The sequence below is a fragment of the Streptomyces ferrugineus genome (genome assembly GCF_015160855.1).
In the GTDB taxonomy this organism is placed as follows: Bacteria; Actinomycetota; Actinomycetes; order Streptomycetales; family Streptomycetaceae; genus Streptomyces; species Streptomyces ferrugineus.
In genome coordinates, this window is sequence record NZ_CP063373.1 from 9,677,245 (window position 1) to 9,689,255 (window position 12,011).

Annotated in this window: 11 protein-coding genes; 4 read left to right on the forward strand and 7 right to left on the reverse strand. The window is 69.4% G+C overall.

What is annotated here, in order from left to right; translation table 11 throughout:
- Window positions 1-37: 37 nt before the first annotated feature.
- From IM697_RS43075 to IM697_RS43105, 7 genes are all read right to left on the reverse strand, one after another.
- Window positions 38-703 carry a response regulator gene (locus IM697_RS43075; RefSeq protein WP_194042915.1) on the reverse strand — a complete coding sequence of 222 codons (666 nt, stop codon included), beginning with the start codon at window positions 701-703 and terminating at the stop codon, window positions 38-40.
- Window positions 700-1,989: a sensor histidine kinase gene (locus tag IM697_RS43080; RefSeq protein ID WP_407699589.1), complete on the reverse strand. Its 1,290-nt coding sequence runs from the start codon at window positions 1,987-1,989 to the stop codon at window positions 700-702. The genes IM697_RS43075 and IM697_RS43080 overlap by 4 nt, the downstream gene beginning before the upstream one ends.
- Before the next feature lie 19 nt (window positions 1,990-2,008).
- Window positions 2,009-2,842: an ABC transporter permease gene (locus IM697_RS43085; protein ID WP_194042917.1), complete on the reverse strand. Its 834-nt coding sequence runs from the start codon at window positions 2,840-2,842 to the stop codon at window positions 2,009-2,011.
- Window positions 2,839-3,777, reverse strand: a complete 939-nt coding sequence (locus tag IM697_RS43090) for an ATP-binding cassette domain-containing protein (protein ID WP_194042923.1) — start codon at window positions 3,775-3,777, stop codon at window positions 2,839-2,841. The genes IM697_RS43085 and IM697_RS43090 overlap by 4 nt, the downstream gene beginning before the upstream one ends.
- 175 nt (window positions 3,778-3,952) lie before the next feature.
- Complete coding sequence (locus IM697_RS43095; RefSeq protein ID WP_194042925.1) at window positions 3,953-4,579, reverse strand: NAD(P)-dependent oxidoreductase; 627 nt, start codon at window positions 4,577-4,579, stop codon at window positions 3,953-3,955.
- Window positions 4,580-4,661: 82 nt separating this feature from the next.
- A complete protein-coding gene (locus IM697_RS43100) occupies window positions 4,662-6,236 on the reverse strand; it encodes an MDR family MFS transporter (RefSeq protein WP_194042927.1) in 1,575 nt (524 codons plus the stop codon).
- The gene (locus IM697_RS43105; RefSeq protein WP_194042929.1) at window positions 6,233-7,123 is read right to left on the reverse strand and encodes an SDR family NAD(P)-dependent oxidoreductase; all 891 of its coding nucleotides are present in this window, start codon (window positions 7,121-7,123) and stop codon (window positions 6,233-6,235) included. The genes IM697_RS43100 and IM697_RS43105 overlap by 4 nt, the downstream gene beginning before the upstream one ends.
- A gap of 192 nt (window positions 7,124-7,315) precedes the next feature.
- Here IM697_RS43105 and IM697_RS43110 point away from each other — a divergent pair, with 192 nt between their 5' ends.
- The 4 genes from IM697_RS43110 to IM697_RS43125 all read left to right on the forward strand — a co-directional run bounded on the left by IM697_RS43110 (window position 7,316) and on the right by IM697_RS43125 (window position 11,991).
- On the forward strand, window positions 7,316-7,825 hold the full coding sequence (locus tag IM697_RS43110; protein WP_228044408.1) for a MarR family winged helix-turn-helix transcriptional regulator: 510 nt from the start codon (window positions 7,316-7,318) through the stop codon (window positions 7,823-7,825).
- 57 nt (window positions 7,826-7,882) lie between these two features.
- Window positions 7,883-9,040, forward strand: coding sequence for a sensor histidine kinase (locus IM697_RS43115; RefSeq protein WP_194042931.1), 1,158 nt, complete (start codon window positions 7,883-7,885; stop codon window positions 9,038-9,040).
- Entirely contained in the window at window positions 9,037-9,705 is a 669-nt protein-coding gene (locus tag IM697_RS43120; protein WP_194042933.1) for a response regulator transcription factor, read from the forward strand. Before IM697_RS43115 ends, IM697_RS43120 begins: the two co-directional genes overlap by 4 nt.
- Window positions 9,706-9,816: 111 nt before the next feature.
- The gene (locus IM697_RS43125) at window positions 9,817-11,991 is read left to right on the forward strand and encodes an MMPL family transporter (protein ID WP_194042935.1); all 2,175 of its coding nucleotides are present in this window, start codon (window positions 9,817-9,819) and stop codon (window positions 11,989-11,991) included.
- Window positions 11,992-12,011: the final 20 nt, after the last annotated feature.

Consider the following 12,011-nt stretch of genomic DNA (forward strand, 5'->3'; position numbering starts at 1 on the left):
GCCACCACAACGGAGGCGAGCAGCATCCCACTGCCGTTCAGCTCTTGGGCCGGGCGAGTCCGAGGTCGTAGGCGAAGATCACGGCCTGGATGCGGTCGCGGGCACCGATCTTGGCCAGGATGCTTCGGACATGGCTCTTGACGGTGGACTCGGCCACCACGAAGTGGGCGGCGATCTCACCGTTGGTCCAGCCCTTGCCGATGGCCACGAGAATCTCGCGCTCCCGGTCGGTGAGAGCCTTCAGCCTCGCTTCCTGGACCGGGACATCGACGGGTTGCGGGACGTGCTGGGCGTATTCGTCGAGGAGGCGGCGGGTGAGTGCGGGAGCGATCACGGCGTCGCCAGCGGCGACGGCCCGAATACCGGCGAGGAGTTCCTCGGCACGCACGTCCTTCAACAGGAATCCGCTTGCCCCTGCCCGGAGAGCGGCGTGCACGTACTCGTCGAGGTCGAAGGTCGTCAGCACGAGAATGCGGGACCGGCCGCCCGCGGCGACGATGCGACGGGTGGCCTCGATGCCGTCCATGCCCGGCATGCGGACGTCCATGAGCACGACGTCGGGGCGCAGTTCCGCCGCGAGGCGGACGGCTTCGCCGCCATGTGCGGCCTCGCCGAGCACGGTGGTCTCGGGGGCCGATTCCAGCAGGAGGCGGAAGGCGTAGCGCTGGAGCGGCTGGTCGTCCACGATGAGCACGGTGGTCATCGGTCACCGCCCTGGGGAGTGAGGTCGAGGGTGACGTCCACGCGCCAGCCTCCGTGGGCCGCGGGTCCGGCGGTGACGATCCCGCCGTAGAGTGCCGCTCGTTCACGCATGCCCACCAGGCCGTGTCCTTCCTCGTCGGGTGGTTCGGTCGGGCCCGGCGGGCCGGTGTCCTGGACCCGGATCTCCAGCCGGGTGTCCTCGACGACGAGCGACAGGTTCACCCGGGTGCCGGCACCGGCGTGCTTGAGGGTGTTGGTGAGGGCTTCCTGGACGATGCGATACGCCGTCAGCTGCACCCCTGAGTCCAGGGTGTCCATGTCTCCGGCAGTGCGGTAGACGACCTCCGGGCCGGCGGCTCGCACACCGGCACACAACGTCTCGATGTCCATGATGCCGGGCTGAGGGCTGAGCAGCGGCCCGGACGACGGGTCGTCCTCGTCCGCCGCCTCACGCAGCACGCCGAGCACCCTGCGCAGCTCACCAAGTGCCTGGCGGCCGGTGTCGCCGATCAGGTTCAGGGTTTCCTTGCCGCGTTCCGGAGCCGCGTCCGTGGCGTACGCACCGGCGTCGGCGAGGCTGATGATGACGGCCAGGTTGTGTCCGACAATGTCGTGCATCTCCCGCGCCACCCGGGCCCGTTCGGTGGCGGTCGCCAGCCTGCTGCGCTGGTCACGCTCGATCTCCAACCGTGCCGCCCGCTCCCGCAGCCCGGTGAGCTGGGCCCGGCGAAACCTGATCACCAGGCCGAGCGCAAGGGCCGCGGTCGCCGTGCTCAGGAGGAAGAACAGCGCGTCCCAGACAGACACGGCCGGAGATACCCGCAGTGCGACCAGCACCATCGCGCCCGCCATGACAGCACCGGCCCACGGCAGCTGCGGAAGCCTTCCGTGCAGGGCCAGGCTGTACAGAGCGACAAGGAGGGCGACGTCCGCGCGTAGTACGGCACCCAGTGACCACTGGAGCAGGAATACGGCCGCGATGACGCCGAAGGCCACCAGCGGTTTCCGCCGCCGCCACAGCAGGGGCAGCACCAGCCCGGCCTGCAGCGCCAGCGTCGCCGCCAGAGGCAGCTCGGTGAGCTTCAGACGCAGCCTGGGCGGACCGTCCGCCTTGCCCTCGGGCAGCAGATCCGGCAGGCAGAACATCACGACGGCCACCACGACCACCAGAGTGTCCAGCACCCATGGACGGGCGCGGTCAGCCTGCCGCAACCGCTGGCCGCCGCGGTTCAGCCGGGCGACCAGAGGTCCCATACTGCCGGTGTCGTCGATGCTCACGGAGGTCACCTGTCTGTGGCCTGGGCGGTCAGACGTCGTTGCGCTTGAGCCGGTACGCCGCGCCTGCCAGTACGAGGACCGTCCAGCCGAGGAACACCGCCAGGCCGGCCCCGGGGGACAGGGTGGAGGCGTCGTGCGTCAGCGCGAACATGGACTCGCCCGCCGTGCTCGGCAGGTAGGGGCTGACGTTGTCCTCCCAGGAGTTGGGCAGGAGCGAGGTCAGACCGGGAACCAGGATCAGCGCGCCGACCAGCACCGAAATACCGCCCGCCACCGACCGCAGCAGCGCGCCCAGGCCCGCACCGATCACCCCGATCAGGCCCAGGTAGAGCCCCGCCCCCAGCAGGCTCCTTGCGACACCCGCGTCCGACAGGCTCTGGGCCGCCTCGGTGCCAGAGAGGAACTCGTTGCCGACCAGGTAGGCCACGAACGCGCCGACCGTGCCGACAAGCAGCGCCACCAACCCGAACAACGCCGTCTTGGACCACAGCACCGGCAGTCGGCGCGGCACCGCCGCCAACGTCGAGCGGATCATGCCGGTCGAGTACTCGCCCGCCGTCACCAGCACACCCAGGACGCCGAGGGCCAACTGCGCGAAGGGCACACCGAACAGCGACAGGTCCACGGCCGTGGAGCGATCGAAGTCCTCGTCCAGACCGCCGGACTCGAACTGCCAGGCAGCGATCAGCCCGAACGCCAGCAGGAACAGCAGGCCCAAGGTCAGCGTGATCCACGTCGAGCGCAGGGACCACAGCTTGGCCCACTCCGAGCGCAGCACGCGCCATCCGGTCACCTTGTAGCGGGGGCGGGACGGAGCGGCCGACTCCTGCTGGGGCTCGACGGTCGTAGTGAGGGAACTCATGCCACCCTCCCGAGGGTGTCGATTGCGGTCGTGGTGCCGTGGTACTCCACCGCATCCCTGGTCAGATCCATGAACGCCTCTTCCAACGACACCGTTCGCGCGCTCAGTCCGAACAGCGGGATTCCGTGCTCCGCCGCCTTCAGCCCGATCTCGCGGGTGGTGAGCCCTGTGACGTGCAGTTCCTCGGAGCCGACCTGGCCGGTGATGTCGACGCCCGGACCCGCCAGGACGTCCCGCAGCCGCGCCGGATCCTCGGTCGCCACCTTCACCGTGTCGCCGCCCGCCTGGCGAACCAGCTCCTGCACGGTCGTGTCGGCCAGCAGCCGTCCGCGCCCCACGATGATCAGATGGTCCGCCACCAGCGCCATCTCGCTCATCAGATGGGAGGAGACGAACACCGTCCGCCCCTCCGCCGCGAGCGACGTCAGCAGGTTGCGGATCCACAGCACACCCTCCGGATCGAGGCCGTTGACCGGCTCGTCCAGCATCACCGTCTGCGGATCGCCAAGCAGTGCCGCCGCGATGCCGAGCCGCTGCCCCATCCCGAGGGAGAAGGCTCCGGCCCGCCGCTTCGCCACACTGCCAAGACCGGCGAGGTCGATGACCTCGTCGACGCGGCTGCGCGGGATGCCGTGCGTCAGCGCGAGCGCGTTGAGGTGGTTGAATGCCGAGCGACCCGGGTGGATCGACTTCGCCTCCAGCAGCGCGCCGACCTCCTGGAGCGGAGCCCGGTGCTCGGCATAGTGACGGCCGTTCACCGTCACGGAGCCGCTCGTCGGGGCGTCCAGTCCGACGATCATGCGCATCGTGGTGGACTTCCCCGCGCCGTTCGGTCCCAGGAAGCCTGTCACGGTGCCCGGCTTCACGGTGAAGTCCAGCCGGTCCACCGCGGTCTTCTCCCCGTACCTCTTGGTCAGTACCTGTGCCTCGATCATCAGCGTGCCTTCCCTCGGCCTCGGGCGCTTGTCGGGCGCCTCACCAGCAACGTTAGGAACGAGCGGCCTCGATCCCTTCCCCCCGCGGGCTGGTCCGCGGGCGTGGGCCTCGTACCGGGGTACGAGACCGGTATCCGACTTCGGCCTTTCAAAGGAGGGGGGAGTCGCCACGCCGTCAGTCGGTGATCACGGCGTCGCGTCCGATCCACTCGCTGCTGTGTGCCGCTTGGTGCATGAAGGCGGCGACGTCTGCGCGGCTGATCCGCGGAGCGCCCTTCATCTGCAGCCGGTCGTCCACGCGGTAGGTGCCCTTGGCCGGGCCGTTGGTCAGCGCGGTCGGGTAGACCACCGTCCAGTCCAGGCCGCTGGCGCGGATTCGGTCGTCCGCGATCTTCTTGTTCGCGTAGACCCGCCGCAGCATCGTGCGGTACATGGTCCGCTGCGTCACGGTCGCCGACTCGAAGGTGTCTCCCACCCCGAACGACGACATCCACACCAGCCGGGAAACACCCTGCTGCTTGGCCGCGCCGATCACGGCGGCCGACGCACGGTCGAAGAGCGCACGGGGGTTCAGGGACCTCCCCTGACCGAGGGCGGAGATGACCGCGTCCTGCCCGAGCGCGGCAACCGCGACATCACGTTGCGAGGTGGCATCTCCCATGACGACCGTGAAGCGGTCCGCCACCTCGCCAAGGGCTTCCGGGTCGCGTACCAGGGCCGTGACCCAGTCACCGGATCGCAGGGCGAGGTCGACGAGATGTCGACCGGTGGGGCCGGTCGCGCCGAGGATCAGTATCTTCATGGCAGAGGAGTCCTCCGTATGGGCCCGATACGGGACTTGGCGGGCGTCGCCGCCTGTGTGTGCCTGTCACTGACCACGCGGATCAGATGGCGTCGAGGGTGGGCGGCCGCGGCGTGGAGCCTTCGTCGTCCGTCCCCGCCCCCCGCAGTACGACCTCCTTCACGAAGACCGCCGCCGCCAGTGCGACCACGGCGACGCCGGTCCCGAGGAGGAACGCCGAGTGGGTGCCGGCCGACACCGCGTACTGGTACGCCTCCCGCGCGGCCTCCGGCAGCTTGGCCAGGCTCGCCGCGTCCAGTTGCGCGGACTGCTCGGTCACGTCGGAGCCCAGCGCCCCGGCCCGTTCGGCCATGACGTCCTGGACCCGGTTGTTGAACAGCGCACCCATGATGGCGACACCGAAGGAGGAGCCGAGGGTACGGAAAAGGGTGGCGGACGAGGACGCGACCCCCATGTCCTTCATCTCCACGCTGTTCTGCGCGACCAGCATGGTGACCTGCATCAGACAGCCCAGGCCCAGACCCACGATCGCCATGAACACACCGGAGGTGAACCGCGAGGTCCCGGTGTCCATCGTCGACAGCAGGTACAGCCCGATGCCCATCAGGACGCTGCCCAAGAGCGGGAACACCTTGTACTTGCCGGTGCTCGTGGTGATCCGCCCCGCCAGGACCGAGGTCACCAGCATCGCCCCGAGCATCGGCAGGAGCAGCAGTCCGGAATTGGTCGCGGACGCGCCCTGCACGGACTGCTGGTACAGCGGCAGATACAGCGTGGCACCGAACATGACAAAGCCGGTGATGAAGCCGATGAGAGTCATCAGCGTGAAGTTGCGGCTGCGGAAGATGTGCAGCGGCAGCACCGGCTCAGCGGCCTTGGTCTGCCAGAACACGAAGCCGACCAGGGCTGCCACACCGATGCCGGTCAGCTCCATGATCCGCGCGGAGGTCCAGGCGTACTCCGTACCGCCCCACGTGGTGACCAGCACGATCGCGGTGATGCCCACGGTCAGCAGGACGACACCGAGGTAGTCGATCCCAGCCTTCGCCCGCTTCTTCGGCAGCCGCAGCACCACGGCGATCAGCCCCAGTGCGACGACACCGAGCGGCAGGTTGATGTAAAAGGACCAGCGCCAGCCCCAGTTGTCGGTGATGGTGCCGCCGACCAGCGGCCCGCCGATCATCGCGAGAGCCATGACACCGGCGATCATGCCCTGGTACCTACCGCGCTCCCGCGGCGGGATCAGGTCACCGATGATCGCCATGACGCCGACCATCAGACCACCGGCACCCAGGCCCTGCACGGCCCGGAAACCGATCAACTGCCCCATGTCCTGGGCCATGCCGCTGAGGGCAGAGCCGATCAGGAAGAGCACGATCGAGCTCATGAAGACGCCCTTGCGCCCGTACATGTCGCCGAGCTTGCCCCAGATCGGGGTGGCCGCGGCGGTGGCCAGCGTGTACGCCGTGACCACCCACGACAGGTGCTCGGTGCCGCCCAGTTCGCCGACGATCGTCGGCATCGCGGTGCCCACGATCATGTTGTCGAGCATCGCGAGCATCATCGCGATCACGAGCGCGAAGAGCACGAGCCGATTGCTCCTGGGCTGCTTCTCCGTTTCACGGCCGACTGTGTCGACCGTCTGTGTGTCCGTCATGCCGCGCTCTCCTCGATGCCGACCATGGCTGCGCTCTCGCGCCACAGCTGGTCCTGGGCGCCTCGGCTGCGCGCCAGTTCCGACGGGTCGGGGAAGGTCGGTTGCCCCTTGACCAGTGAGACGTAGATCCGGCCGGGCGGCAGGGTGACCTCCCCCAGGGCGACTTGGGCCAGCGCCTCGCCCGAGCGTTCGGGCGTACCCATGACGTATTCGGGCTTGAAGAGGCCGACCAGGCGGAAGACGGTACGCATCAGGAGCGTGACGAACACGCGCCTGGCACGCGAGCTGTCGCGGCCGAGTGAGGTGCCACCGGTGAGACCGGGACTGAAGGCGATCACGCTGATCCGGCGGGCACGAACCTCGTCCAGAGCGGCGAAGGACTGCGCGGTCAGCAGGTTGCACAGCTTGGACGCCGAGTAGGCCCGCACACCCGACCCGAAGCCGCCCTTGCCCGGGTGCGCCAGCCTCTGCGGTTCCAGCGACTTGGGCGCGATCGGGGTGACGGCCGGGTCGTGTGTCTCACTCGTGGTGATTATCAGGCGGCCATGGTCGGCCATGCGCGGCACCAGGAGCCGAGCGAGTAGGTAGTGGGCGAGGTGGTTGACCGCGAACGTCAGCTCGTAGCCGTCCGCGCTCCGCCCCTCGGCACTGGAGGTCTGCATGCCGGCGTTGAGCACCAGGATGTCGATGCGGGCATCGCCGAGTTGCCGTGTCACCGCGTCGGCGAAGGCGCGGACACTGGCGAGCGAGGCGAGGTCGAGTGGTACGACCTCGGCGCCGGGCGGCACTGTCCCGCTTCCCCGGGCGCCGACGACGACCCGGGTGTCGGGCTGGGCGGCGAGGTGCCGCAGCGCGTGTGCGCCGAGGCCGGACGTGCCGCCGGTCATGACGACGACTCTCTGTGATGTGACGTGGTCCATGGCTGGTCGTCCCGTTCTGATCTGTGGGGGTTTGTCGGGCCACGCGGACTGAAGCGCGGCCACGCCGGAGGCGTCCCACTGCCGGTTGCCGACAGGGCACCCCCTCTGAGACCATTGTTACAGTACCCAAGGTGAAATTAACAACTGATAGGAATTGGCTTGCCGAGAACGACTTCCGGCTCGGACACCCCCGACGAGACACCCGCGTCCGTGACCGGCCACCAGTTGCTCGCCGGATTCGCGAGCCTGCGAAAGGGCCTGAGGCAGTGGATGCACATGAACATCCCCGCCGACGGCGGCATGACGGTGCCGCGCGCCACCCTGCTCATGGGGCTGACGCTCAAGAGCGAACCAGCCGGTATGGGCGAGCTCGGCGAGCCGCTGGGCATGTCTCCCCGGAACATGACCGTCCTGGTGGACGGTCTAGAGAAGGAGGGCCTGGTCCGCCGGGTCAGCCATCCGCAGGACCGCCGGGTCAAGCTGGTCGAGCTCACACCTGCCGGTCGACGGGTGGTGGAGCAGGAGCTCGGGCCCTCGCACGCGGCGGCCGCTGCGTTGTTCGACGACTTCACGCCCGAGGAACGGGCCGAACTGCTCAGGCTGTTGGTGAAGGTGGGCGACTCCCTGCGCACGCGCGGGATCGACGTGCCCTCCCCCGGCCAGAGTTGATCAACTGGGAGGTGCGCGTTGACTCCACCGCCATCCGGGCATGAAAGTCCGCCGAACATGGACGCGTTCGTGGCCGCGGTGGTGTTCGGGATCTCGCTGCTCGCGCCCGTTCTGGACAACAACAGCGACACTCGGCCCTTGACCCTCCAGGGCGCGCTCTACGCCGCTGTGATCTGCGCATCGCTGACCCTGCGGCGGCGCTGGCCGTCGGCAGTGCTCGCCGTGACCGCCTCCGGGACCGCCTCCGGCTTCGCGGTCACCGGGCACAAGAGCTCGCTCATGCTGGCCACGATGATCGCGATGTGCACGTGTGCGCTGCACCTTCCACGGCGCAGGGCGGTACTGGAGGTCGCCGCCGCTGCGGCCCTGCTGGCCGGGACGAGCGTCGTGTTCGGCCACCGCGGGTGGACGGGCCCGGAGGTCGTCGCGCTGAGTGCCCTGAGCGCGTCGGCCGCCGCGGTCGGGTTCGCGGTCCGCAACCGGCGTGCCTACGTCGCCGCGGTCGAGGAGCGTGCGCGGCGGGCCGAACAGACACGGGAGGAGGAGGCGCGCCGGCGGGTCATCGACGAGCGGCTGCGGATCGCCCGGGAGCTGCACGACGTCCTGGCCCACCACATCGCCCTCATCAACGTGCAGGCGGCGGTCGTGGACCACGTGATGGAGACGGAACCCGTCCAAGCCAGGGAGTCCCTCGCTCACATCCGACGGGCTGCCCGGTCCTCGCTGGAGGAGGTCCGCACCACGCTCGGGCTGCTGCGCCGACCGGACGCCCCGAACGAGGTGGCCGTCGAGCCGTCCCCAGGACTGCACCAACTCCCCGACCTGATCGCGAGCTTCACCGCCGCCGGCCTGATCGTCGACCAGAAGATCGCCGGGACGCCCGTGGACCTGCCCCCAGCGGTGAGCCTCACCGCATACCGGGTCGTCCAGGAGGCGCTGACGAACGCGAGCAGACACGCGTCCCGCCCGCACGCCGAACTGGAACTCGACTACCTGCCGTCCGCGCTTCAGATCAGCGTGCGCAATCCGGCCGAGGCCACATCGCGGTCCCGGTCCTCCGCCGGTCCCGATCCGCTGGCGCTGGGGGAGGGCGGGCATGGACTGCTCGGCATGCGGGAACGCGCGCACGCCCTCGGCGGGACCTTCGCGACACGGATGACCGACGGCCACTTCGAGGTCAGGGTCCTCCTGCCGCACGAGAGGACGGGAACATGACGATCAAGATTCTTCTCGCCGACGACCAGGAACTGGTCCGGGCCGGCTTCAAGGTGCTGGTGAACTCCACGCCCGACATGGAGGTGGTGGGCGAGGCGTCCGACGGACGGGAGGCGGTCCGGCTCGCCGCCGGGGCCGACGTCGTACTGATGGACATCCGGATGCCCGGCTCGGACGGCCTCACCGCCACCCGGCAGATCACCTCGGCGCTGCCCGACGTACGGGTCCTGGTGCTGACCACCTTCGAAGTCGACGAGTACGTGTTCAGCGCGCTGCGCTGTGGGGCCAGCGGGTTCCTCGGCAAGGGCGTCGAGCCGGCGGAGCTGCAGCAGGCGATCCGCCTGGTCGCCCACGGCGATCAGCTGCTGTCCCCCGGCGCGACGCGCGCGCTGATCGCCAAGTTCCTGCGCGGGCCCATGCAGGACGTGGGCGCCGCCGCCGAGCGGCTGGCGGTGCTCACCGAACGGGAGCGGGAGATCCTCGTCCTGGTGGCGGCCGGGCTCGGCAACGATGCGATCGCTCAACGGCTGGGGATCAGCCCCTACACCGCCAAGACCCATGTAAACCGCACGCAGGCCAAGCTCGATGCCCATGACCGTGCCCAACTCGTCATGCTCGCCTACGAGACGGGCCTGGTCCGACCCGGAACTCCGCCCGCGGTGTAGGGCCGTACCGCGATCGCGGTACGGCGGATACCGTCCGCCAGAAGGACAATCGGGCGGCTCAGGCGAACGAGATTGGAAGCATCACGTCAGCCTCGTCCCTGAGGAGTTCCCTTGTCCGCCCTTGCCCGCTGGTGCTACCGCCACCGGCTCCTCGTCGTGCTGCTCTGGGTGGCCGTACTCGCCGGTGTGGGCATAGCCTCAACCGCCGCCGGTACCAAGGCCAGCGACAGCTTCTCCCTCCCCGGCACCGAGTCGTCCAAGGCGCTCGAACTGCTGCAGGAGACGATGCCGGCCCAGTCCGGCGCCACCGCGACCGTCGTGTGGGAGTCGGACGCGGACGTCCGGGACAGCGCCGTCCAAGACCGGATGACCGCCACCCTCGACAAGCTCGCCAGGCTCCCGGACGTGGCCGCGATCACCAGCCCTTACAGCGAACAGGGCGCGAAGCAGATCAGCGAGGACGGGCGTGTCGCCTACGCCTCCGTGAACTTCACCGAGCAGGCCATGGACCTGGACAAGGCCAACCTCGAGAAGTTCATCGAGACCGCCGAGGAGGCCCGCGGCGACGGCCTGAAGGTCGAGCTCGGCGGCGACCCGATCAGCCAGGCGGCGGAGTCCGAGGCGCCCACCGCCGAACTCGTCGGCATCGCCGCCGCCGCGATCGTGCTGTTCGTGGCGTTCGGCTCGCTGTTCGCGATGCTGCTGCCGATCGCGACCGCGGTCGCCGGAGTCGGCGTCGGCCTCATGACCGTCACGCTGCTCACGCACGTGATGGACATCGGCGACGTCGGCCCCATCCTGGGCGCGCTCATCGGTCTCGGTGTCGGCATCGACTACGCACTGTTCATCGTCACCCGGCACCGCTCCAACCTGAAGTCCGGCATGGACATGGAGGCGTCGGTCATCAAGGCCATCGACACCTCCGGTCGCGCGGTGCTGTTCGCGGGCGGCACCGTCGTGGTCGCCCTGTTCGGCCTGTTCGTGCTCGGCGTGAGCTTCCTCAACGGCATGGCGGTGGCCTCGGCGACCGCCGTCGTCTTCACCGTCCTCGCCGCGGTCACCCTGCTGCCCGCGCTGCTCGGCTTCATCGGCCTGCGCGTGCTGAGCCGCCGCGAACGCCGCGCGCAGAACGACGCCCCCGAAAACAAGCCGGGCGTCTGGGCCCGCTGGGCCGTGGTCGCCGAACGGCGCCGGGTAGTCCTTTCGGTGCTCTCCCTGGCGGTGATCACCGTGCTCTCCCTGCCGGTGCTCTCGCTGCGGCTGGGCTCCTCCGACGCCGGTAACCACCCCGCCGACACCACCACCCGCAAGGCGTACGACATGCTGGCCGACGGCTTCGGCCCCGGGTTCAACGGCCCGCTCCAGCTTGTCGCGGAGACGCCCACTGCGTCCGATCGGCAGGCCCTTGAGAACCTGACCACACAGCTCGCCGACACCAAGGGCGTCGCCGCCGTCACCGTGCTGCCGGCCGAACCCGACGCCAAGGTCGGCATCGTCCAGGTCGTCCCGACGACCTCGCCCCAGTCCGAGCAGACCGCGGAACTCATCCAGCACCTCCGCGACGACGTGATCCCGCCCGCCGAGAAGGACAGCACGCTCCAGGTCTACGTAGGCGGCCAGACGGCGATCTTCGACGACTTCGCCGACGTCCTGACAGGCAAGCTCCCGCTGTTCCTCACGGTCATCGTCGCGCTCGGCTGCGTGCTGCTGCTCCTCGCGTTCCGCAGTCTGATGGTGCCGCTCGTCGCCGCGGTCATGAACATCCTCGCCACCGCCGCCTCCTTCGGTGTGATCGTCGCGTTCTTCCAGTACGGCTGGGGCTCGGAGCGCCTCGGTTGGGGCGCGGCCGGACCCGTCGAGGCGTTCCTGCCGGTCATCATGCTGTCGGTCCTGTTCGGCCTGTCGATGGACTACCAGGTGTTCCTCGTCAGCCGCATGCACGAGGAATGGGTCCACACCCGCGACAACCGGCGGGCCGTCGCGGTCGGCCAGGCCGAGACGGGACGCGTCATCACCGCCGCGGCCACCATCATGTTCTGCGTGTTCATCGCCTTCAGCTTCGGGGGCGAGCGGATCGTCGCCGAGTTCGGGATCGGCCTGGCCGCCGCCGTGGCGATCGACGCGTTCGTCCTGCGCACGGTCCTGGTCCCGGCCTCGATGTACCTGCTCGGCAAGGCCAACTGGTGGATTCCCGGCTGGCTCGACAAGCGCCTGCCGCACCTGTCCGTCGAAGGCCCCACGGAGACGCCCGAGAAGAACCGGCAGCCCGAACCGGCCACCCGCTGAGCCGGAAGAACCCAGCCGCA

Coding starts and splice junctions, on each gene's coding strand:
- IM697_RS43075 (WP_194042915.1), bottom strand. CDS start 703: ATGACCACCGTGCTCATCGTGGACGACCAGCCGCTCCAGCGCTACGCC.
- IM697_RS43085 (WP_194042917.1), bottom strand. CDS start 2,842: ATGAGTTCCCTCACTACGACCGTCGAGCCCCAGCAGGAGTCGGCCGCT.
- IM697_RS43090 (WP_194042923.1), bottom strand. CDS start 3,777: ATGATCGAGGCACAGGTACTGACCAAGAGGTACGGGGAGAAGACCGCG.
- IM697_RS43095 (WP_194042925.1), bottom strand. CDS start 4,579: ATGAAGATACTGATCCTCGGCGCGACCGGCCCCACCGGTCGACATCTC.
- IM697_RS43100 (WP_194042927.1), bottom strand. CDS start 6,236: ATGACGGACACACAGACGGTCGACACAGTCGGCCGTGAAACGGAGAAG.
- IM697_RS43105 (WP_194042929.1), bottom strand. CDS start 7,123: ATGACCGGCGGCACGTCCGGCCTCGGCGCACACGCGCTGCGGCACCTC.
- IM697_RS43115 (WP_194042931.1), top strand. CDS start 7,883: ATGGACGCGTTCGTGGCCGCGGTGGTGTTCGGGATCTCGCTGCTCGCG.
- IM697_RS43120 (WP_194042933.1), top strand. CDS start 9,037: ATGACGATCAAGATTCTTCTCGCCGACGACCAGGAACTGGTCCGGGCC.